This is a genomic window from Streptomyces sp. DSM 116795, from assembly GCF_055792905.1.
On the sequence record NZ_CM147707.1, the window covers coordinates 1,023,395 to 1,045,086 of the forward strand.

Consider the following 21,692-nt stretch of genomic DNA (forward strand, 5'->3'; position numbering starts at 1 on the left):
TTCTCTCTTCCTCGCTTTCCGCTTCCTCTTTTCCCTGCCCGTCGCCGCGCCCGGCTCCGAGCCGTGCGCGCGGCACGGCACACCCTCATCGTCAGTCGTCACACAGAGGAGTCCCGTGATGGACCGTCCGCCTCTGCACACCATCGCCGTCGTCGGCCTCGGCACCATGGGCACCGGCATCGCCGACGTGCTCGCCCGCGCGGGCCGCGAAGTCGTCGGCATCGACATCAGCGAAGCCGCGGCACGGCACGCCACCGCCGCCTTCGAGGCCTCCACCGCGCGCGCCGTCGAGCGCGAGCGGATGACGGAGGACGAACGGCGGGACGCACTCGCCCGCTTCCGCACCTACAGCGAACTGGAGGCCGCCGCCGAGGCGGACCTCGTCATCGAGGTGGTGCCGGAGGACTACGACACCAAGTGCCAGGTGTTCGCCGCGCTCGACACCGTCGTGAAGCCCGACACGATCCTGGCCACGGGCACCAACGCGCTCTCCGTCACCCGCCTCGCGGCCGATTCCGACCGCCCCGAACGCGTGCTGGGGCTGCACTTCTTCCACCCCGCGCCGGCGATGAAGCTCGTCGAGGTCGTCTCCTCGGTGCTCACCTCGCCGGAGGCCGTGACCGCGGTGACCGAACTGGCCCGGGAGCTGGGCAAGGAGCCCGTCGCGGTCGGCGACCGGCCCGGATTCGTCGCCGACGGGCTGCTGTTCGGCTACCTCAACCAGGCCGCGGCGATGTACGAGTCGCGCTACGCCAGCCGCGAGGACATCGACAGCGCCATGCGCCTCGGATGCGGCCTCCCGATGGGTCCGCTGGCGCTGCTCGACCTCATCGGCATAGACACGGCACGCACCGTGCTCGACGCCATGTACGCCGACTCCCACGACCGTCTCCACGCCCCCGCGCCCATCCTCCGGCAGCTCAGCGACGCCGGTCTGACGGGCCAGAAGGCCGGCCGCGGCTTCTACTCCTACGACGCGCCCGGTTCGTCCGTCACCATCGCCGACTCCGAGACCCCGGACGGCGGCAGCGCCCGTACGCCCGGCCGTCCCGTCTCCGCCGTGGGGGTCGCAGGATCGGGCACGATGGCCAGCGGCATCGCCGAGGTCTTCGCCAAGGCCGGATACGACACGGTGCTCGCGGCACGCAGCGAGGAGAAGGCGGAGGCCGCCAAGGCCCGTATCGCCAAGTCCTTCGAACGGGCCGTGAAGAAGGGCCGGATGAGCGAGGAGGACCGCGACGCGGCACTCGCCCGCGTCACCCCGGCCGGTTCGCTGGACGCGCTGTCCGCCGTCGACCTGGCCGTCGAGGCCGTCGCGGAGGACCTCGCGGTCAAGCGGGAGCTCTTCGGGACCCTCGACAAGGTGTGCAAGCCCGGTGCCGTGCTGGCCACGACCACGAGCTCCCTCCCGGTCGTGGCCTGTGCCCGCGCCACGTCCCGTCCGCAGGACGTCATCGGCATGCACTTCTTCAACCCGGCACCGGCGATGAAGCTCGTCGAAGTCGTGCGTACGGTGCTGACCGGCGACGAGGCCCACGCCACGGTGCGCGAGGTGTGCGGGGCGATACGCAAGCACCCCGTCGACTGCGGGGACCGTGCGGGCTTCATCGTGAACGCGCTGCTGTTCCCGTACCTCAACAACGCCGTGAAGATGGTCGAGCAGCACTACGCCTCGCTCGACGACATCGACGCCGCGATGCGGCTCGGCGGCGGCTACCCGATGGGGCCCTTCGAACTGCTGGACGTCGTCGGCCTGGACGTCTCGCTCGCCATCGAGCAGGTGCTGCACAGGGAGTTCCGCGATCCGGGTCTGGCGCCCGCGCCGCTGCTGGAACACCTGGTCGCGGCTGGGTGCCTGGGCCGCAAGACGGGGCGGGGCTTCCGCGAGTACGCACGGCGGTGACGCTTCTGTGAAGCGGGACAACCGGTGGGGCGGGCTGCTTGAGCCGCCGGGCGGCAGCCCGCCCCCCGAGTCCGTCACGGCATGTAACGTTCCCCGCATGTCAGACTCCGCGAAGCCGTCCCGTTCGCCTGCCGCATCCTCCCAGCGCCTCAGGATGCGCCGCGAGTTGGCGGCGGCGGCCATGGAACTCTTCGCGACGAAGGGTTACGAGGCGACGACGGTGGACGAGATCGCGGCGACGGCCGGAGTGGCCCGCCGTACCTTCTTCCGGCACTTCCGTGCCAAGGAAGAGGCGATCTTCCCCGACCACGACGACACGCTGGTGCGGGCCCAGGCGGTGCTGGAGGCCGCGCCGTCCCACGAGAACCCTCTCGACACGGTGTGCCGGGGCATCAAGGAAGTCATGCGGATGTACGCGGCGTCCCCGAAGGGAAGCGTCGAGCGCTACAAGCTGACCCGTGACGTGCCGGCGCTGCGCGAGCGCGAGATCGCCTCCGTCGCACGGTACGAGCGGCTCTTCACGCGCTATCTGCTGGGCCACTTCGACGAGGCGGCCCACCGCGACGGCGACGACGACCCCTTGCTCGCCGAGGTGGCCGCCTCCGCGGTCGTCACGGCGCACAACCACGTGCTGCGGCGCTGGCTGCGCAGCGGCGGAGTCGGCGACGTGGAGGCGCAGTTGGACCACGCGTTCGCGATCGTACGCAGGACCTTCGGTACGGGCTTCGGGGCGAACCGCCTCGCCGCGCCGGAACCGGGCGGGGTCGCGGCGGGCGGCGGAGGCGCCGAGACCACCCGGGAGGACGAGGTGCTGGTCACCGTCGCCCGCACGGACACACCCATCGGCGAGATCATGCGCACGATCGAGCAGGCGCTCCGGGACTGAGCCGCGCGCGGGCGCTGACCGAGCGCAGCCCCCTGGGCCTCGCGGCCGGGTGGTCCCGCCCCTGAGGACGCTCCGCACACCTCCGGACACTCGGTGGGGGCATCCGGAGATTCCCTGGCATATCGGGCGTCAGCGGGGAAGCCGGAAGGCGTGACCGGCCTGGAAAGGCCCGAGGAGGTCGTCATGCCCCGCAATGTCGCCGCGCCCCCGCTCAGCCGCCTGCTCGAAGGCCGTCCGCCCGAGCCGACGGCCCTGGTACACGAAGGACGGCACTGGACGTACGGCGACGTCGCCGCCGCGACCGGCGCCCTGGCGGCGGAAATGGACCAACTGGCGGGCGAGCGGGTGGCGTTCATGCTGCCGAACTGTCCCGAGGCGGTCCTGACGTATTTGGCCTGCTTCCGTTCGGGCGCCGTCGCCGCACCGCTCAACACGCGCTACGCGCCACCCGAGGTCGAGCGGGCGCTCAGGCGCGCACGCCCCCGCTGGCTGATCGTCGACGAGAGCCGCGCGTACCGGCTCGACGGCGTGGACCCGACGGTTCTGGCCGGCGTCCGCGTCCTGGTCACCGGGCGCGGTGGGCACGTCGGGCACAACGGACACGGCGGGCACGGCGAGCGCTACGAACCGTTCGCTCCGCTGACCTCCCGCCCCGGAGGCGCTCCGCCGCCGCCCGGTCCTGACCGGCCCGCCGCGCTCTTCTTCACCTCCGGCTCGGGCGGCGAACCGAAGGCCGTCGTGCACAGCCACCGCTCGGCCCTGGCCATGCTCACCAGCACCTCCGAGGCGATGGGCGGCATCGGGGCCGACGACGTTGTGCAGGTGTGCGATCCGCTGGTCCACGTAAGCGGGTTCATCGAGACGCTGAGCACCCTCATGGCCGGCGGAAGGGCCGTCCTCCACGACGGGTTCGAACTGGACGACTACGTCTCGGGACTGCTCGCCCACCGGCCCACCCTGATCTGCACCCACGTCGACGTCCTGGCCCAGCTCGCACGCGAGCCGCGGGCGGAGCGCGCATGGTTCTCCTCGCTGCGCGGCGTCTACGCGGGCGGCGAGACCGTGCCCGGCGCGTTGCAGCGCGACGTCACGGCCCTCACAGGGCTGCCCGTCGGCGTGGGCTACGGCCTGACGGAGGCGATCTGGCTCACCGTCGAGCGCGATCCCGGAACCGGCCGGGGCGGCTGTATCGGCGCGCCCGTCGGCGGCGCACAGCTGCGCACGGACGAGGAGAGCGGCGAACTGCTCGTACGTGGCCCGATGCTGATGAGCGGTTACTGGGACGACGAGGAGCTCACTCGGCGGACTCTGACGGACGGATGGCTGCACACCGGTGACATGGGCTCGCAGGACGCCGACGGGGTCTGGTGGTTCCGGGACCGCATCAAGGACTTGATCGTGCGGCGCACGTCCAAGATCACTCCCGGAGAGGTCGAGGCAGCGATCGACGAACACCCGGACGTGGCCGACTCGGCGGTCGTCGCCGCCGCCGACTCCGAGGAGGGCCAGGTTCCGGTGGCCTTCGTCGTCTTGCGGCAGGGATGCGAACTCACGGCCGACGGCCTGACGGCGTTCCTGCGCGGGCGGATCGCCGAGTACAAGCTGCCCAGCCGCATCCACTTCCTCGACTCGCTGCCGCTCACCGCGAGCGGCAAGACCTCCCACCACGACCTGCAGGAGTCGGCGGCGCAGGGGACGTAGCTCCCCACCCGGCAGACGCTGCGCGCGCCTGAGCCGTGCAGAAGCCGGAGCCCGGAGGCCCCGAGGTCCGGAGCACGGGGCGAGCCGCCGGCCGGACACACAGCGCATAGCCGGGCGAGTGCTCATGCGTGCACGCCCCGGAAACATTTGAGAAATCCTTGGCACGCAGTGTCTTGTGTCCTGGCACTGGGTGTCATACCTTGGTCGGTGTCCGGGCGCTGTCCCAACGGCACCACACACGTCCGTGCCCGGACGCCTGCGTCACCAGGCGACCGCGCTCACCAGCGCCCCAACAGCATCACCCGCCGAACCGACGGCTCTGCCTCATACCCGACGACCCTCAAAGCGTCTCCTTCCTCAGCGCTTCGCCGGAGGCATTACCGTGAACAAGATCCTCGACGCGATCCTCGCGTCCGACACGACCGCCGAAGACTTCGCGAACCTCTCTCTCCCGGAGTCCTACCGCGCGGTGACAGTCCACAAGGACGAGGCCGAGATGTTCGACGGCCTCCCGTCCCGGGAGAAGGACCCCCGCAAGTCCCTGCACCTCGACGAGGTGCCGGTGCCCGAACTGGGGCCCGGTGAGGCGCTGGTGGCCGTGATGGCCTCCTCCGTCAACTACAACTCCGTGTGGACCTCGCTCTTCGAACCCATGTCCACGTTCGGGTTCCTGGAGCGCTACGGGCGCCTCTCCCCGCTGGCCAAGCGCCACGACCTGCCGTACCACGTCATCGGCTCCGACCTGGCCGGCGTCGTGCTGCGTACGGGCGCGGGCGTGAACAAGTGGAATCCGGGCGACGAGGTCGTCGCGCACTGCCTCTCCGTAGAGCTGGAGTCGGCCGACGGCCACAACGACACGATGCTCGACCCCGAGCAGCGCATCTGGGGCTTCGAGACCAACTTCGGCGGCCTCGCCGAGATCGCACTGGTCAAATCGAACCAGCTGATGCCCAAGCCGGACCACCTCAGCTGGGAGGAGGCCGCGGCCCCCGGCCTGGTCAACTCCACCGCCTACCGGCAGCTCGTCTCCCGCAACGGGGCCGGGATGAAGCAGGGCGACAACGTCCTCATCTGGGGCGCGAGCGGTGGACTGGGCTCGTACGCCACGCAGTTCGCGCTCGCCGGCGGCGCCAACCCGATCTGCGTGGTCTCCAGCGACCAGAAGGCGGAGATCTGCCGCCGCATGGGCGCCGAGGCGATCATCGACCGGAACGCCGAGGGCTACAAGTTCTGGAAGGACGAGCACAACCAGGACCCCAGGGAGTGGAAGCGCTTCGGCAAGCGGATCCGCGAACTGACGGGCGGCGAGGACGTCGACATCGTCTTCGAGCACCCGGGGCGGGAGACCTTCGGCGCCAGCGTCTACGTCACCCGCAAGGGCGGCACGATCGTCACCTGCGCCTCCACCTCCGGTTACGAGCACAGCTACGACAACCGCTACCTGTGGATGTCGCTCAAGCGCATCGTCGGCTCCCACTTCGCCAACTACCGCGAGGCGTGGGAGGCCAACCGGCTCATCGCCAAGGGCAAGATCCACCCGACTCTCTCCCGTACATACAACCTGGAGGAGACGGGCCAGGCAGCCCACGACGTGCAGCGCAACCTCCACCAGGGCAAGGTCGGCGTTCTGGCGCTGGCCCCCGAGGAGGGCCTGGGCGTGCGCGACGAGGAGAAGCGGGCCAAGCACGTCGGCTCGATCAACCTGTTCCGTGATGCCGAAGGCGAGCGGACCGACAAGCACAGCAGGGACGCGGACGCCGGCGGCGCGCGGAACGGCAAGCATGCCTGAGCGAGCCAAGGACCGGCCGTGGCTGATGCGCACGTACGCGGGCCACTCCACGGCCGAGGCCTCCAACGAGCTCTACCGGCGCAACCTCGCCAAGGGCCAGACCGGGCTCTCGGTCGCCTTCGACCTGCCGACGCAGACCGGTTACGACCCCGACCACGTCCTCGCACGTGGCGAGGTCGGCCGGGTCGGCGTGCCGGTCTCCCATGTCGCGGACATGCGGCGGCTGTTCGAGGACATCCCGCTCGAGCAGATGAACACCTCGATGACGATCAACGCCACCGCCATGTGGCTGCTGGCGCTGTACCAGGTCGTCGCCGAGGAGCACGGCGCCGACATCTCCAAGCTCCAGGGGACGACGCAGAACGACATCGTGAAGGAGTACCTCTCGCGGGGTACGCACGTCTTCCCGCCGGTACCGTCGCTCCGTCTGACGACGGACATGATCGCCTACACGGTCAGCCACATCCCCAAGTGGAACCCGATCAACATCTGCAGCTACCACCTGCAGGAGGCCGGCGCCACGCCGGTCCAGGAGATCGCGTACGCGATGAGCACGGCGATCGCCGTGCTCGACGCCGTACGCGACTCGGGGCAGGTGCCGCAGGAGCGGATGGGCGACGTGGTGGCGCGGATCTCCTTCTTCGTCAACGCCGGCGTCCGCTTCGTCGAGGAGATGTGCAAGATGCGGGCCTTCACGCGCATCTGGGACCGCGTCACACGCGAGCGGTACGGCATCGAGAACCCCAAGCAGCGCCGCTTCCGCTACGGCGTGCAGGTCAACTCCCTGGGCCTGACCGAGGCTCAGCCGGAGAACAACATCCAGCGGATCGTGCTGGAGATGCTTGCCGTCACCCTCTCCAAGGACGCGCGCGCCCGCGCCGTCCAACTGCCCGCCTGGAACGAGGCGTTGGGCCTGCCGCGGCCCTGGGACCAGCAGTGGTCGCTGCGCATCCAGCAGGTCCTCGCCCTGGAGAGCGACCTGCTGGAGTACGACGATCTCTTCGCCGGCTCACACGTCGTCGAAGCGAAGGTGAGCGAGCTCGTCGAGGCGTCCTTCGCCGAGATGGAGCACATCGAGAAGCTGGGCGGCGCGATGGCGGCCGTCGAATCGGGCTATCTGAAGTCGCAGTTGGTCTCCTCGCACGCGGAGCGGCGCGGCCGCATCGAGTCGGGCGAGGAGCAGATCGTCGGCGTCAACTGCTACGAGTCGACCGAGCCGAACCCGCTCACCGCCGATCTGGAGACGGCGATCCACACCGTCGACCCTGCGACCGAGGCCCAGGTCGCCGAGGCCGTCGGGCGCTGGCGCGCCACCCGGGACGAGTCGCCGGACGCGGCAGCCCGCACGGCCCTCCAGCGGCTCAAGGACGCCGCCGCCACCGACGCCAACCTCATGGAGGCGACGCTGGAGTGCGCCCGTGCGGGCGTCACCACCGGGGAGTGGGCCGGCGCCCTGCGTGAGGTGTTCGGCGAGTTCCGCGCACCCACCGGCGTCAGCAGCGCGCCGGTGGCGGTGCCCGCCGAGCAGGGCTCCACGCTCGCCGACGTACGGCGCCGGGTGGAGCTGACCGCCAACGAACTCGGCGTCGGCAAGCTCCGCCTGCTGGTGGGCAAGCCCGGCCTCGACGGGCACAGCAACGGAGCGGAACAGATCGCCGTACGGGCCCGTGACGCGGGCTTCGAGGTGATCTACCAGGGCATCCGGCTCACGCCCGAACAGATCTCCTCGGCCGCCGTCGCCGAGGACGTGCACTGCGTCGGCCTGTCCATCCTCTCCGGCTCGCACGCGGAGCTGGTGCCGGACGTGCTGGAGCGGCTGCGGCGCACGGGCGCCGACGACGTGCCGGTCATCGTCGGCGGCATCATCCCCTCGGCCGACGCCGCCGCGCTGCGCGAGGCCGGAGTCGCGGCGGTCTTCACGCCGAAGGACTTCGGCATCACGGAGATCATCGGCCGTATCGTCAACGAAATCCGCACAGCGAACAAGCTCGACCCCCTGGAGGTCCCCGCATGACAGCCCCGTCGCCGGACACCGGCCAGGCATCCCGCCGTCTGCGCCCTCGGCGCTCCTGCATGGCCGTGCCCGGAAGCAATCCGCGCTTCCTGGAGAAGGCGCAGGGCCTCCCCGCGGACCAGGTCTTCCTCGACCTGGAGGACGCGTGTGCGCCGCTGGCCAAGCCGGACGCCCGGCACACCATCGTGAAGTTCCTCAACGAGGGCGACTGGAGCGGCAAGACACGGGTCGTACGCGTCAACGACTGGACGACGCACTGGACCTACCGGGACGTCATCACCGTCGTCGAGGGCGCCGGGCAGAACCTCGACTGCATCATGCTGCCGAAGGTGCAGGAAGCCCAGCAGGTCCACGCCCTGGACATGCTGCTCACGCAGATCGAGACGACGATGGGCTTCGAGGTGGGCCGCATCGGCATCGAGGCGCAGATCGAGAACGCCAAGGGCCTGGTGAACGTCGACGAGATCGCCGCCGCCTCACCGCGGATGGAGACCATCGTCTTCGGCCCCGCTGACTTCATGGCGTCCATCAACATGAAGTCCCTCGTCGTGGGCGAACAGCCGCCCGGATACCCGGCGGACGCCTACCACTACATCCTGATGCGGATCCTGATGGCCGCCCGCACGCACGACCTCCAGGCGATCGACGGCCCCTACCTGATGATCAAGAATGTCGACGGCTTCCGCGAGGTGGCGGGCCGTGCCGCAGCTCTCGGCTACGACGGCAAGTGGGTGCTGCACCCGGGCCAGGTCGAGGCCGCCAACGAGATCTTCTCGCCCTCGCAGGAGGACTACGACCACGCGGAGATGATCCTGGACGCCTACGAGTACTTCACGTCCGAGCAAGGCGGCAAGAAGGGCTCGGCGATGCTCGGCGACGAGATGATCGACGAGGCCAGCCGCAAGATGGCGCTGGTCATCTCGGGCAAGGGCCGGGCAGCCGGCATGAAGCGTACGAAGTCCTTCGAAGCACCGGAGGCGTGAGCGACATGCAATTCGGCCGCACCTACGAAGAGTTCACCGTCGGGGACGTCTACAAGCACTGGCCCGGCAAGACCGTGACCGAGTACGACGACCACCTGTTCTGTCTGCTCACGATGAACCACCACCCGCTCCACATGGACACCAACTACGCGGAGCAGACGACCGACTTCGGCAAGAACGTCGTCGTCGGCAACTACATCTACTCGCTGCTGCTGGGCATGTCCGTGCCGGACGTCTCCGGGAAGGCCATCGCCAACCTGGAGATCGAGTCGCTCAAGCACGTCGCGCCGACCTTCCACGGCGACACGGTCTACGGCGAGACGACCGTCCTCGGCAAGATCCCCTCGAAGTCGAAGAGCGACCGCGGGATCGTGCATGTCGAGACCAAGGGGTACAAGCAGGACGGCACGCTCGTGTGCGTCTTCCGCCGCAAGGTGATGGTCCCCACGGAGGCGTACATCAAGGAGCGCGGCGGAGAGCAGCCGGGCCGCCCCGAGCTGCGTGAAGCGCCGGACAAGGGAGGGAAGTGAGATGGGACGGCTCGCACAGACCGAAGGTCTCACCGAGATCCAGCAGGAGATCCTCTCCACCGTCCGCAGCTTCGTCGACAAGGAGATCCTCCCGGTCGCCACGGAGCTGGAGCACCGCGACGAGTACCCGACGGAGATAGTCGAAGGCCTCAAGGAACTCGGGCTGTTCGGCCTGATGATTCCCGAGGAGTACGGCGGTCTCGGTGAGTCCCTGCTCACCTATGCGCTGTGCGTCGAGGAGATCGCCCGCGGCTGGATGAGCGTCTCGGGCATCATCAACACCCACTTCATCGTGGCGTACATGCTCAAGCAGCACGGCACGCAGGAGCAGAGGGACCACTTCCTTCCGCGGATGGCCACGGGCGAGGTGCGCGGCGCGTTCTCCATGTCGGAGCCGGGCCTCGGCTCGGACGTCTCGGCCATCTCGTCCAAGGGCGTACGCGAGGGCGGGGACGGCGGCGGCTTCGTGCTGAACGGCCAGAAGATGTGGCTGACGAACGGCGGCTCGTCGACGCTGGTCGCCGTTCTGTGCCGTACGGACGAGGGGCACCCCGAGGACGCAGCTCCGCACAAGTCGATGACGACGTTCCTGGTGGAGAAGGAGCCCGGCTTCGGCGAGGTGCGCCCCGGGCTCACGATCCCCGGCAAGATCGACAAGATGGGCTACAAGGGCGTCGACACGACCGAGCTCATCATGCAGGATCTGCGCGTCCCCGCGGACCGCGTGCTCGGAGGCGAGACCGGACGCGGTTTCTACCAGATGATGGACGGAGTCGAAGTCGGCCGCGTCAATGTGGCGGCCCGTGGTTGCGGAGTCGCACAACGTGCCTTCGAGCTTGGCATCGACTACGCACAGCAACGGCACACTTTCGGAAAGCCGATCGCCCAGCACCAGGCCATTCAATTCAAGCTGGCCGAGATGGGCACGAAGGTCGAAGCCGCCCACGCACTGATGGTCGGCGCGGCACGCAAGAAAGACGCCGGTCAGCGCAACGACCTTGAAGCCGGAATGGCCAAATACCTCGCCTCCGAGTACTGCAAGGAGGTCGTGGAGGACGCGTTTCGCATCCACGGCGGGTACGGTTTCTCCAAGGAGTACGAGATCGAGCGCCTCTACCGTGAGGCGCCGATGCTCTTGATCGGTGAAGGAACCGCCGAGATCCAGAAAATGATCGTAGGCCGCCGCCTGTTGGAGGAGTATCGCTTCCAGGGGTGATGTCCCTTTTCGGGATGTTTTCCTGAGAGTCAGGACGACATCCCGGACCGGGATTGAGGGCACGGACTGCCGCACTGGCTTGGCCAGTTGCCATCCGTTACCGCTAACATCCCGGAAAGCCGTCGTCCCCCAATCACAGCCGCGGCTCCCTCCGCTACGAAGGTCATACATGCCCCACAGCCCATCCTCTGCACCCCGCGGACGAGTCCGTATCGCGCGCGGAGCGTCGCCGTGGCTTCTGCCGACCGTGGCAACCGCAGCCGTCGGCCTCCTGCGCGCCCGCCGGTCGAAGAGAGCGGCCGCGGTCGCCGTACCGGCGACGGCGCTCGCAGCGGGCATGCTCTGGTTCTTCCGCGACCCGGAGCGTGAGATCACGCAGGGGCGCGTCATCTCCCCGGCCGACGGCGTGGTGCAGAGCATCATGCCGTGGCACGACGGACGCACCCGCGTCGCGATCTTCATGAGCCCGCTCAACGTCCACGTCAACCGCGCTCCCCTCGCGGGCACGGTGGCCTCCGTGGAGCACATCCCCGGCGGCTACGTACCGGCGTTCAACAAGGAGAGCGAGAACAACGAGCGGGTCGTCTGGCACTTCGACACCGAGATCGGCGACGTGGAGATGATCCAGATCGCCGGTGCGGTGGCGCGGCGGATCGTCCCGTACGTGCCGCAGGGCTGCAAGGTCGAACAGGGCGACCGCGTGGGGCTGATCCGCTTCGGCTCCCGCGTCGACGTCTACCTCCCCGAGGGAGTCGAGGCCGGTGTCGAGGTCGGCCAGGCCACCACCGCGGGGGTGACTCGTCTTGACCGTGATTGATCCCGATACGCAGGCCGCCGCCTGGGTCGCCGAGGCCGAGGCGGACGACGACGAAATGCCGCTCTCCACGCGGCTGTCGATAGCGGACACTCTCACACTGGGCAACGCCACCTGCGGCTTCATGGCGGTCTACTTCACGACCACCGGTGTCCTCATCCCGCATCTGACGGGCAGCGAGGACGGCGGAATGGCGCGGCACAGCGCCGCCACCGCCGTGATGCTGATGCTCCTTGCGTCCGTCTTCGACCTGTTCGACGGGCTGGTCGCGCGGAAGCTGCGCAGCTCGGCGATGGGCGCGGAGCTGGACAACCTCTCCGACCTCATCAGCTTCGGACTGGCCCCCGCCTACTTCGTCGCCACATGGGGCATGGTCGCCAACGACGCGAATCAGCATGTGTCCGTGGTGGCCGCCATCGTGGTGCTGCTGGCGGTGGTGCTGCGGCTTGCCAGATTCTCCTGCGTACCGATGCGCGACGGGATGTTCCAGGGCATGCCCGGGCCGTTCGGAGCGCTGACCGTCGTCTCGATCGTGCTGCTGGAGCTGCCGTTCGTGCCGACACTGCTGGCGATCATGGGCGTCGCGTGGCTGATGGTGAGCCGCGTCGAATACCCGAAGCCGACGGGCCGTCTCGCGGTGGCGATGCTGGGCTGGATCGTCGCGAGCATGGGGCTGCTTGCGGCATGGGCGTTCGACGCGCCGGGCGGCGAGGTTCTGCTGCAGACCGGCTGTGCCCTGCAGGTCGTGCTGGGAGCGGTCATCCCGCTCTTCGCGACGGCCCGCCGCGTGCACACCTTCCGCGACAACCGCCGCGAGGCGCGTACTGCCGCACAGGGCTGAGCCGATCGCGAACGTGCGCCACTGTGGCCCGGGTACACGCCCGGGCCACAGTGCTGTGCGGTGTCCGACGCGCGACGTGTCCGGCACGCGGGGCCGCAGGGCCGCTGGGCCTGCCGCCCTCGAGCGTCCACCGGGCCCTGGCCCGGCACCGCCTGAACCGGCAAGCCATCGCCCCGTCACGGCGGTCGAGGCTTCTGACGCGGACACAGCAACAGCGGCCCGGCGTTGATCACCGTGCCGCTGTCGACGGACGGCCGGAGCGAGGCGCTGGTCGTCCCGGTTGTACCCGCCTCAGAGGCGGTCCTCCGCGAGGCGTTCCCCGAGCTGTTCCAGGAGGGGGCCCGCCTGCGACATGCAGCGGTCCTTGTTCTTCTCCAAGTCGCTGAGCGCATAGGCGCGTTCGATGCCGGCGCCCTTGAGAGCCTTGTTGTCCAGGCCCAGGCGGCCGCACACCGCGACGACGGGCTTGCCCGCCTTGCGGGCCGCCGCGGCGACGCCGGCCGGGGCCTTGCCGTGCAGGGTCTGCTCGTCCAGCGAGCCCTCACCCGTGATGACCAGGTCGGCGCGCGCGAGTGCACCGGCGAAGCCCAGGACCTCCAGGAGTACGTCGATGCCGGGGCGGAAGGTCGCGTTCAGGCCGACGAGCGCGCCGTAGCCGATGCCGCCGGCCGCACCGGCGCCGGGCGCCTCGGCGCTCTCGGCCGCGCGGGGCCCGACGGACTCGCCCATCACCTGCACGAAGTGGGTGAGCGCGGAGTCGAGGACCTTCACGTCCTGCTCCCCCGCGCCCTTCTGCGGGCCGTAGACGTACGCGGCGCCCTTCGGGCCGGTGAGCGGGTTGTCGACGTCGCTGGCGAGTACGACCTCGATGTCCGCCAGCCGTTCGTCGAGCCCCGAGAGGTCCGCGGACACCATCTCCACCAGCGGGCCACCGCCGTGCGGCACCGGGTCGCCGTCCTCGTCGAGGAAGCGCGCGCCGAGCGCTTCGAGCATGCCGGTGCCGCCGTCCGTCGTCGCGGAGCCGCCGACGCCGAGCACTACGGTGCGGGCGCCGGCCTCGACGGCGGCGAGGATCAGTTCGCCGGTGCCCCGCGTGGTGGCGGTCAGCGGGGCGAAGACGCCGGGGGGCATCAGTTCGAGGCCGGAGGCCTCGGCCATCTCCACCACGGCCGTGCCGTCACGGAGCGCGAACGCCGCGGTGACGGGTGCGCCCAGCGGCCCGGTGACCTCCCTCTCGTGGCGCTCGAAGCCCCCGGCGACGGCTGCCGCCACCGTGCCCTCGCCGCCGTCCGCGACAGGCAGCGATTCCACGCTCGCGCCGGGCCGCGCCCGCCTGATCCCGGCTGTGATCCGCTCGGCGACCTCGACGGCCGTCAGCGATCCCTTGAACTTGTCCGCGGCGATCAGTACGCGCGCCGTCGTCGTCATGGTTCTGCCCCTGGGTCTGTTTATGTTCGAACAGGCAGTCGCGCCGGTGCGACCTTATCCGCCACGGGCGCCCCGCCACCATGGGCTATGCAACGAGAGGGCACCGCTCGGTCATCCATTTCGCATCCCAGGTCAAGGGCCGAAGCGGGGCCGGCGGCCCGCCGGCCTCTCAGGAGCGCCGCCGCAGCTCCCGCCAGACCGCACGTGCCGCATGATGTCCGGACATTCCGTGCACTCCTGGGCCGGGAGGCGTCGAGGAGGAGCAGAGGAAGACGGCGGGGTGAGCGGTGCTGTACGGAAGAGGCGTCAGCTTCGGACGGATGAGCAGCTGGAGCCCGTCGGCGGCGCCCGCGCAGAAGTCTCCGCCGACGTAGTTGGCGTTGCGCGCGGCCAGTTGGGGCGGACCGGCGGTCGCACGGGCCAGTACGCGGTCGCGGAACCCCGGTGCGAAGCGCTCCAGTTGGGCCTCGACGGCCTCTGTGGCGTCGCCTTCCCAGCCGTTCGGGACATGCCCGTACACCCAGAAGACGTGCTTGCCCTCGGGGGCGCGGCTCTCGTCCACGAGGCTCGGCTGTGCGGTGATCAGGAAGGGACGCTCGGGTGCGCGGCCGGAGACGGCGTCCTTGAGAGCCGTGCCGATCGCGCCGGCGGTGGGACCGACGTGAACGGTGCCGGCGCGGCGTGCCGCCTCGGACGTCCAGGGCACGGGCCCGTCCAGCGCGTAGTCGATCTTGAAGACGCCCGCGCCGTAGCGGAATCCGTCGTAGGCGTTGCCCAGCCCGGCGATGCGGGCGAGCGCCCGGGGTGAGGTGTCGAAGATGTAGGCACGGGCCGGGGGCAGGTCGTCGAGCCGTTTGACCTCGTAACCCGTGTGGATCCGGCCGCCCTTCGCGCGTAGATACGCGGCGAGGGCGTCGGAGATGGACTGCGATCCGCCGCGCGGGACCGGCCAGCCGGCCTTGTGCGCGGCCAGTGCGAAGGTCAGGGCGGCTCCGCTCATGGCGGGCGTGGACAGCGGCGCGATGACGTGACCGCCCATGCCGGCCATCAGGGCACGGGCCTTCTCGTCGCGGAAACGGACGTTGAGCAGACTGACGGGCTGAAGCGCCGTCAGGCCGAACCGGGCGAGCAGCAACGGGTTCTGCGGGAAACGGCCGTTGAACCAGGAGCCCATGCCGAGGAAGTCCTCTGCCAGGGCATCCCACTTGGCGAGGAACGGCTCGACCATGCGGCGGTAGGTGCCCGCGTCGCGCGCGCCGAGCGAGATCGCCGTCTCGCTGACGGAGCGGGAGAGCACGGCTGCCGTGCCGTCAAGGAATGGGTTGGCCATGCACAGTTCGGGGTGCAGCCACTCCAGGCCGTACTTCTCCAGAGGCATGGCGTTGAAGGCGGGTGAGACCGCGCCCGTAGGATGCACGGCGGAACAAGGGTCGTGCCGGAAGCCCGGCAGTGTCAGCTCCTCGGTGCGCGCACCGCCCCCGACGGTCTCCTTGGCCTCGAACAGCTCCACGGACCAGCCCCGGCGGGCCAGTTCGACTGCCGCGGTCAGACCGTTCGGTCCCGCTCCGACGACGACCGCGTCACGGATCGATGGCACTGTCGGCTCTCCCCTCGCCTGTGAGGTCGCGTGCCGTACCTGGTCAACGTCCGGCGCGCAGCAGCCCCACCATACGCCGGGCCGTGCCGGCGTCCCGCGCCGCGGTGAAGGGCAGCGCGTTGCCGCCGGCGAGGCGGAAGGGCTCCCCGTCGACGGTGCGGCTCTCACCGCCCGCTTCGGCCACCAGGAGCAGCCCCGCGGCGTGATCCCACGCGGCCTCCCAGCTGAAGGCGACGGCGTCGACGCGCCCGCGCGCCACTGACAGGTACTCGAGCCCCGCGGAGCCGCAGGGGCGCGGGGCGACGCCCTCGGTGCGCAGACCGAGCAGCGACCGCTTCTGCGCGTCCGTCGTGAAGTCCGGGTGGGAGGTAGCCACTTCGAGAACCTTGCCCTCCTCGGGCGATCCCGCGCGCAGCGCCTCCCCGTTGAGCAGCGCGCCGCCGCGGTGCCGGGCGACGGCCATCTCGTCGGGGACCGGCGCGTACGTCCAGGACGCGAGGAGTTCGCCATAGCGGGCGAGGGCGACGAGGGTGCAGAACCCCTCGTGGCCGCGGACGAACTGCCGTGTGCCGTCGATCGGGTCGACGATCCACACGGGCGCGTCGCCGTGCAGCGCCTCGTACGTGGCGGGCTTGGCGTGCACCGCTTCCTCGCCGACGACGACGGAGCCGGGCAGCAGGTTCGCCAGCTCTCTGCTCAGCTGCTCCTCAGCGCGCTGGTCGGCGACGGTGACGAGGTCGTGCGGCCCGCTCTTCTGCACCACTTCGTCGTCGCCGAGCTGCCGCCACCGCGGAGTCACCTCCTGCTCGACTGCCCTGCGTACGACCCCTTCGACCGCTGCGATCAGCTCATCGTCGATCATGCGCCCATGAAAGCACGGGGCGCCGGCCGACGCCGCCCGCGTCCCCCTGCCCCCGGCGGCGGTCACCGGCCCACCGCATAGCCCTGCATGCCGCGCGGGTTGGCGGCGGCGCTGAGCACGCCGGTCTCCGGGTCGCGTGCGACTGCGCACAGCCGTCCTTCCGACCATGCGGGACCCACCTCGACGTCGTGGCCGCGCCGCCGCAGCCCGTCGGTGAGCTCCTGCGAGGCCCGGGACTCGACGGTGACGCTGCCGGGACGCATGGCCCGCGGATAGAAGGAGCCGGGGAAGCTGTCGGTGTGCCAGTTCGGGGCGTCGATGGCGCCCTGGAGGTCGAGCCCGCCGCGTACGTACGGACGCAGCGCCACGGACAGGAAGAAGTGCAGCTGCCACTGGTCCTGCTGATCGCCGCCGGGTGTGCCGAAGGCGAGGACCGGCTGGCCGTCGCGCATCGCCAGGGACGGGGTGAGAGTGGTGCGCGGACGGCGGCCCGGGGTGAGGGAGTTGGGCAGGCCGGGCTCCAGCCAGGTCATCTGCAGACGGGTGCCGAGCGGGAAGCCGAGCTCGGGGACGACGGGGTTGGAGTGCAGCCAGCCGCCGCTGGGAGTGGCGCTGATCATGTTGCCCCAGCGGTCGACGACATCGATGTGGCAGGTGTCGCCGCTGGTGGCGCCGTTGCGCGCGACGGTGGGCTCGCCGGCGCCGGCGGAGACGGCGAGGCCGTCGACGCCGGCCTCGCCGGAGGCGACGGCGGCGGCGTGCGCGGACAGGCGGGGCTCACGGCCCTGCGGGCTGCCGGGGCGCAGTTCGCGGGACGCACTCTCGCCTATGAGCGCGCGCCGGGCGCGGTTGTACTCCGCGGAGAGCAGCGCCTCGACGGGGACCTGGGCGGGGCCGCCGGCGTCGCCGTACCAGGCCTCGCGGTCGGCCATGGCGAGCTTGGTGCCCTCGATGAGGCGGTGGACGAAGGCCGCATCCGCGAAGGCGGAGCCGGTGGCCGCGTCGGCGGACGTCACATCGGCGGATCCCACGTCGGCGGGCGTCACGTCGTCCGGCAGGAGCGCCAGTTGCTGGAGCAGGGCGGGGCCCTGCGACCAGGGTCCGGCCTTGCATACCGTCCAGCCGTTCCAGTCGTAGGTGACGGGGTCCTCGTACGTGGCCTCCCAGCCGGCGAGGTCGTCGCCCGTGAGGGTGCCGGTGTGGCGCTCGCCCGAGGTGTCCATGGTGGGGCGGGCGGAGGCGGCGAGGAGGGCGTCGGCGATGAAGCCCTCACGCCACACGCGCCGCGCGGCGTCGATGCGCTGCTCGCGGCCGGGGCCGGCGGCCGCGGATTCGGTCAGCAGCCGCTGCCAGGTCGCGGCCAGGGCCGGGTTCTTCAGCAGCGCGCCGGGAACGGGCGCGCGTCCCCCGGGCAGGTAGAGAGCGGCGGAGGTGGTCCATTCCGTCTCGAAGAGCTCACGGACGGTCTCCACCGTCTCGCCGACGCGCTCGACAGCCGGGTGGCCGCGCTCGGCGTAGCCGATGGCGTAGCCGAGTACCCGCTCCAGCGACAGCGTGCCGTGGTCGCGCAGCAGCGTCATCCACGCGTCGAAGGCGCCCGGTACGGCGGCCGCCAACGGGCCGGTGCCGGGGACGAGTCCGAGGCCGAGTGACGTGTAGTGCTCCACACTCGCGCCGCGCGGTGCGACGCCCTGCCCGCACAGCACGCGCACGGGGCCGCCGGCGGGCGCGACGACAGCGGGCACCTCGCCGGCGGGGCCGTTCAGATGCGGTTCGACGACGTGCAGCACGAAGCCCGCCGCGACGGCGGCGTCGTAGGCGTTGCCGCCGTCCTCCAGCACTGCCATCGCCGTCTGGGAAGCGAGCCAGTGGGTGGAGGAGGCCATGCCGAAGGTGCCTTGGAGGGTGGGACGGGTCGTGAACACGGGTGGTGCTGCTCCCTGCTGTAGGTGTGCTGGTCAGGAGCGGACGTGTGCGGCTGCCGCGTCGGGCGCGGTTCCGTCGTCCGCCACGAGGTGGCAGGCCACCGTGCGGGTGCCGCCCGGGCCCGGCAGTGTGCGGTGCTCGGGCGCCTCCGTACGGCAGCGGTCGACTGCGAGGGGACAGCGGGTGTGGAAACGGCAGTGGTCCACAGTGTGCGCCGCGCCGCCGGACTTGGGGAGTCCCGGTCCGAGGACCGAGCCGGACAGGTCGCCCAGGAGCACGATCCGCTCCCGCGCCCGCTGCACCGGCGGATCGGGGACGGGCACGGCGGAGAGCAGCGCCTGCGTGTACGGGTGCTTGGGCGCGGCGAACAGCTCACCGGCCGGTGCCGTCTCGATGATCTCGCCGAGGTACATCACGGCGATGCGGTCGGCGAGGAACTCCACGGCGGCCAGGTCGTGCGTGATGAACAGGCAGCCGAAGCCGCGGTCGCGCTGCAGATCGGCCAGCAGGTTCAGCACGGACGCCTGTACGGATACGTCCAGGGCCGAGGTCGGCTCGTCCGCGACGAGCAGCATCGGGTCGACGGCGAGCGCACGCGCGATGGAGACGCGCTGCCGCTGCCCGCCGGACAGCTCGTGCGGGCGGCGCCCGGCCGTCCCGGGCGGCAGGCCCACCTGTCCCAGCAGCTCCTCCACCCGGTCGCGGAGGGCCGCGCCGCTCGCCGCCCGGTGCAGGGCGAGAGGCTCGCCGACGATGCGGGCGACGCGCATTCGCGGGTCGAGGGACGCGGACGGGTCCTGGTAGACGATGTTGAAGTCCTTGCGCAGGGGGCGCAGCCGGCGGCGGGAGAGCCGCGTGATGTCGGTACCGCCGATGCGGACGGTGCCGGCGGTGGGTGTGTCGAGGCGTACGACGCACCGCCCGACGGTCGACTTTCCGGAGCCCGACTCCCCGACGAGGCCCACGACTTCGCCGCGTCCGACGGTCAACGACACGCCGTCGACGGCGCGTACGGAGCCCTTTCCGCGTGGGGCGGCGAAGTGGCGTACCAGGCCGCGTACTTCGAGGGCGGGAGCGGGAGCGGGGGCCGGAGCCTCCGCGGCGGCGGGCGCGTCCGCGGCGCCGGCGGACCCGACTTCGGTGGTTCCGGTTTCGGTGGTTCCGGCTTCGGTGGTTCCGTCCGGGGTGGTGGTCACGGTGCTGCCTCCTCGCCCGGCTTCCCTGTACCGCCCAGAGGGTGGAAGCAGGCCGCGGTGTGCCCGTGGCCCACCCCGTCACCGTCCGTTTCGGCGGTGCCGGTGAGCGTCGGCCGCCCGGCGGTGCACTCCTCGTCGGCGCGGGAGCAGCGCGGTGCGAAGGTGCACTCGTCCGGCTGCCGGGACAGTCCGGGGACGATGCCGGGGATCTCCCGCAGCCGTGCGCGCTCGCCCGCGGGGTCGGCGGCCCGCGCGCCGGGGCGGGGCACGGCGTCGAGCAGTCCACGCGTGTAGGGGTGCCGGGGCCGGGCGAACAGGTCGTCGGCGCCGGCGTGTTCGACGGCACGTCCCGCGTACATCACGAGCACGCGGTCGGCGGTGTGGGCGACGACGCCGAGGTCGTGCGTGATCAGCACGATCGCGGTGCCCAGCCGCTCGCGCAGCGACGTCAGCAGGTCGAGGATGCCCGCCTGGACCGTGACATCGAGTGCGGTGGTCGGCTCGTCCGCGATGAGCACCGCCGGGTCGCAGGCGACCGCGATGGCGATCATGACGCGCTGGCGCATGCCTCCGGAGAGCTGGTGCGGATACTCGTGGATGCGGCGGCGCGGGGCGGGAATGCCCACCGAATCCAGCAGTTCGACGGCGCGTTCCTTCGCCTCCCGCCGGTCCAGGCCCTGATGGCGGCGGAGCACCTCGCCGATCTGGCGTCCCACGCTCAGCACCGGGTTGAGCGACGTCATCGGCTCCTGGAAGATCATGGACAGTTCGCTGCCGCGCACACGACGCAGCGACTTCTCCTCCGCGCCCGCGAGTTCGCGTCCGCGGAGCAGCACGGAGCCGCTGACGCGGGCCGTTCCGGGCAGCAGCCCCATCACGGCCAGCGACGCGACGGACTTGCCGCACCCCGACTCGCCCACCACGGCGAGCACTTCGCCCGGTTCGACGTCGAATCCGATGCCGTCGACCGCGTGTACGTCGCCCTCCTCGGCGTGGAAGGTCACCGACAGGTCGCGTACGCGCAGCACCGGCTCCCGGGCGCCAGCCTCGTCGGGGGTGTCGGCGGTGTCGGCGGTTGCGGCGGTGTCGGCGGTTGCGGCAGTGGCGGCGGTCGCCGCGGTTGCCGGGTCCGGGGCCGCGGGCGTCGGTCCGTTCACCGGGTCACCCCCCTCGGGTCGAGTACGTCGCGCAGGCCGTCACCGAAAAGGTTGAAGGCGAGCGTCGCCGCGACGATGGCGAGCCCGGGGAAGACCGCCATCCAGGGCGCCGCCGCGATGTAGGGCTGGGCGCTGGAGAGCATCACGCCGAGCGAGGGTTCTGGCGGCTGCACGCCGAGGCCGAGGAAGCTGAGCAGGGCCTCCCCGATGATGGCGGTGGGGACGCCGACCGTGGCCTGCACGAGCAGCGCGGAGGCCGCGTTGGGGAGGATGTGCCGGGCCAGAACGGTGCCGTCACCTCCGCCGCCGGCGATCGTCGCGCCGATGTAGTCGAGGTGTTTCAGGCGCAGCGTCTCGGCACGCGTGACGCGTATGACCTGCGGGACGAGGGAGACGCCGATCGCGATCGTCGCGTTCAGCAGCGACGGCCCCAGCACGGCGGCGAGGCCGACGGCCAGCACCAGGAAGGGAAAGGCGAGCATGGTGTCGGTCACGCGTGAGACGAGGGAGTCCGCGAACCGCCCGTAGTACCCGGCGAGCAGCCCGAGCGGCACGCCGGCCGCGAACGCCAGAGCGACGGCCAGCACCCCCACCTGCATCGAGGCGCGGGCGCCGTGGATCACCCGGGAGAGCTGGTCGCGGCCGAGGTCGTCGGTGCCCAGCCAGTGGTCCAGGCCCGGTGCGGCGAGCGCGGAGCCGAAGTCGGCGCGCGCCGGGTCGTACGGCGCGATCAGCGGGGCCGCCAGCGCGACGAGGACGAAGACGGCGGCGATGACGGCGCCGCTGAACGCGAGCCTGTTGCGGCGCAGTTGACGCAGCAGACCGGCCGGATGTGCCGGTGCGGCGCCG

The 21,692-nt window shown here is 71.0% G+C and carries 17 protein-coding genes; 10 read left to right on the forward strand and 7 right to left on the reverse strand.

Annotation, left to right across the window (positions count from 1 at the left end; genetic code table 11):
* Positions 1-118: 118 nt before the first annotated feature.
* The 10 genes from ACSMXX_RS04375 (at position 119) to pssA (ending at position 12,677) form a co-directional block, all read left to right on the forward strand.
* Complete coding sequence (locus ACSMXX_RS04375; protein WP_473182715.1) at positions 119-1,903, forward strand: 3-hydroxyacyl-CoA dehydrogenase family protein; 1,785 nt, start codon at positions 119-121, stop codon at positions 1,901-1,903.
* A gap of 97 nt (positions 1,904-2,000) precedes the next feature.
* Positions 2,001-2,789 (forward strand): TetR family transcriptional regulator, encoded by a 789-nt coding sequence (locus ACSMXX_RS04380; RefSeq protein ID WP_473182716.1) that lies wholly within the window; start codon positions 2,001-2,003, stop codon positions 2,787-2,789.
* A 183-nt stretch (positions 2,790-2,972) separates the two neighbouring features.
* Positions 2,973-4,490: a class I adenylate-forming enzyme family protein gene (locus ACSMXX_RS04385; protein ID WP_473182717.1), complete on the forward strand. Its 1,518-nt coding sequence runs from the start codon at positions 2,973-2,975 to the stop codon at positions 4,488-4,490.
* 382 nt (positions 4,491-4,872) lie between these two features.
* The gene (ccrA, locus tag ACSMXX_RS04390; protein ID WP_473182718.1) at positions 4,873-6,279 is read left to right on the forward strand and encodes a crotonyl-CoA carboxylase/reductase; all 1,407 of its coding nucleotides are present in this window, start codon (positions 4,873-4,875) and stop codon (positions 6,277-6,279) included.
* Positions 6,272-8,293 (forward strand): protein meaA, encoded by a 2,022-nt coding sequence (locus ACSMXX_RS04395; protein WP_473182719.1) that lies wholly within the window; start codon positions 6,272-6,274, stop codon positions 8,291-8,293. The genes ccrA and ACSMXX_RS04395 overlap by 8 nt, the downstream gene beginning before the upstream one ends.
* Positions 8,290-9,276 (forward strand): HpcH/HpaI aldolase/citrate lyase family protein, encoded by a 987-nt coding sequence (locus tag ACSMXX_RS04400; protein WP_473182720.1) that lies wholly within the window; start codon positions 8,290-8,292, stop codon positions 9,274-9,276. Before ACSMXX_RS04395 ends, ACSMXX_RS04400 begins: the two co-directional genes overlap by 4 nt.
* Positions 9,277-9,281: 5 nt before the next feature.
* Positions 9,282-9,806 (forward strand): MaoC family dehydratase, encoded by a 525-nt coding sequence (locus tag ACSMXX_RS04405; protein ID WP_473184625.1) that lies wholly within the window; start codon positions 9,282-9,284, stop codon positions 9,804-9,806.
* A gap of 1 nt (position 9,807) precedes the next feature.
* Complete coding sequence (locus ACSMXX_RS04410; protein WP_473182721.1) at positions 9,808-11,022, forward strand: acyl-CoA dehydrogenase family protein; 1,215 nt, start codon at positions 9,808-9,810, stop codon at positions 11,020-11,022.
* A gap of 169 nt (positions 11,023-11,191) precedes the next feature.
* Positions 11,192-11,839 carry a phosphatidylserine decarboxylase gene (locus ACSMXX_RS04415; protein WP_473182722.1) on the forward strand — a complete coding sequence of 216 codons (648 nt, stop codon included), beginning with the start codon at positions 11,192-11,194 and terminating at the stop codon, positions 11,837-11,839.
* A complete protein-coding gene (gene pssA, locus ACSMXX_RS04420) occupies positions 11,826-12,677 on the forward strand; it encodes a CDP-diacylglycerol--serine O-phosphatidyltransferase (RefSeq protein ID WP_473182723.1) in 852 nt (283 codons plus the stop codon). Before ACSMXX_RS04415 ends, pssA begins: the two co-directional genes overlap by 14 nt.
* Positions 12,678-12,968: 291 nt before the next feature.
* Here the strand turns inward: pssA and ACSMXX_RS04425 are convergent, their stop codons facing one another.
* The 7 genes from ACSMXX_RS04425 to ACSMXX_RS04455 form a co-directional block, all read right to left on the reverse strand.
* Positions 12,969-14,105: a glycerate kinase gene (locus tag ACSMXX_RS04425; protein ID WP_473182724.1), complete on the reverse strand. Its 1,137-nt coding sequence runs from the start codon at positions 14,103-14,105 to the stop codon at positions 12,969-12,971.
* A 169-nt stretch (positions 14,106-14,274) separates the two neighbouring features.
* Positions 14,275-15,702 (reverse strand): phytoene desaturase family protein, encoded by a 1,428-nt coding sequence (locus ACSMXX_RS04430; protein ID WP_473182725.1) that lies wholly within the window; start codon positions 15,700-15,702, stop codon positions 14,275-14,277.
* Positions 15,703-15,745: 43 nt separating this feature from the next.
* Positions 15,746-16,564 carry an inositol monophosphatase family protein gene (locus ACSMXX_RS04435; protein WP_473182726.1) on the reverse strand — a complete coding sequence of 273 codons (819 nt, stop codon included), beginning with the start codon at positions 16,562-16,564 and terminating at the stop codon, positions 15,746-15,748.
* A gap of 62 nt (positions 16,565-16,626) precedes the next feature.
* On the reverse strand, positions 16,627-18,489 hold the full coding sequence (locus tag ACSMXX_RS04440) for a gamma-glutamyltransferase family protein (protein WP_473182727.1): 1,863 nt from the start codon (positions 18,487-18,489) through the stop codon (positions 16,627-16,629).
* Positions 18,490-18,522: 33 nt separating this feature from the next.
* Entirely contained in the window at positions 18,523-19,542 is a 1,020-nt protein-coding gene (locus ACSMXX_RS04445; RefSeq protein WP_473184626.1) for an ABC transporter ATP-binding protein, read from the reverse strand.
* A gap of 140 nt (positions 19,543-19,682) precedes the next feature.
* Positions 19,683-20,714 carry an ABC transporter ATP-binding protein gene (locus ACSMXX_RS04450; RefSeq protein WP_473184627.1) on the reverse strand — a complete coding sequence of 344 codons (1,032 nt, stop codon included), beginning with the start codon at positions 20,712-20,714 and terminating at the stop codon, positions 19,683-19,685.
* Between the two features lie 125 nt (positions 20,715-20,839).
* Entirely contained in the window at positions 20,840-21,664 is an 825-nt protein-coding gene (locus ACSMXX_RS04455; protein WP_473184628.1) for an ABC transporter permease, read from the reverse strand.
* Between the last annotated feature and the right edge of the window lie 28 nt (positions 21,665-21,692).

What these genes read in the sequence shown, in the direction of transcription:
- ACSMXX_RS04380 (WP_473182716.1), top strand. Translation starts at nt 2,001, where the DNA reads ATGTCAGACTCCGCGAAGCCGTCCCGTTCGCCTGCCGCATCCTCCCAG.
- ACSMXX_RS04405 (WP_473184625.1), top strand. Translation starts at nt 9,282, where the DNA reads ATGCAATTCGGCCGCACCTACGAAGAGTTCACCGTCGGGGACGTCTAC.
- ACSMXX_RS04410 (WP_473182721.1), top strand. Translation starts at nt 9,808, where the DNA reads ATGGGACGGCTCGCACAGACCGAAGGTCTCACCGAGATCCAGCAGGAG.
- ACSMXX_RS04385 (WP_473182717.1), top strand. Translation starts at nt 2,973, where the DNA reads ATGCCCCGCAATGTCGCCGCGCCCCCGCTCAGCCGCCTGCTCGAAGGC.
- ACSMXX_RS04395 (WP_473182719.1), top strand. Translation starts at nt 6,272, where the DNA reads ATGCCTGAGCGAGCCAAGGACCGGCCGTGGCTGATGCGCACGTACGCG.
- ACSMXX_RS04415 (WP_473182722.1), top strand. Translation starts at nt 11,192, where the DNA reads ATGCCCCACAGCCCATCCTCTGCACCCCGCGGACGAGTCCGTATCGCG.
- ACSMXX_RS04425 (WP_473182724.1), bottom strand. Translation starts at nt 14,105, where the DNA reads ATGACGACGACGGCGCGCGTACTGATCGCCGCGGACAAGTTCAAGGGA.
- ACSMXX_RS04400 (WP_473182720.1), top strand. Translation starts at nt 8,290, where the DNA reads ATGACAGCCCCGTCGCCGGACACCGGCCAGGCATCCCGCCGTCTGCGC.
- ACSMXX_RS04435 (WP_473182726.1), bottom strand. Translation starts at nt 16,564, where the DNA reads ATGATCGACGATGAGCTGATCGCAGCGGTCGAAGGGGTCGTACGCAGG.
- ACSMXX_RS04375 (WP_473182715.1), top strand. Translation starts at nt 119, where the DNA reads ATGGACCGTCCGCCTCTGCACACCATCGCCGTCGTCGGCCTCGGCACC.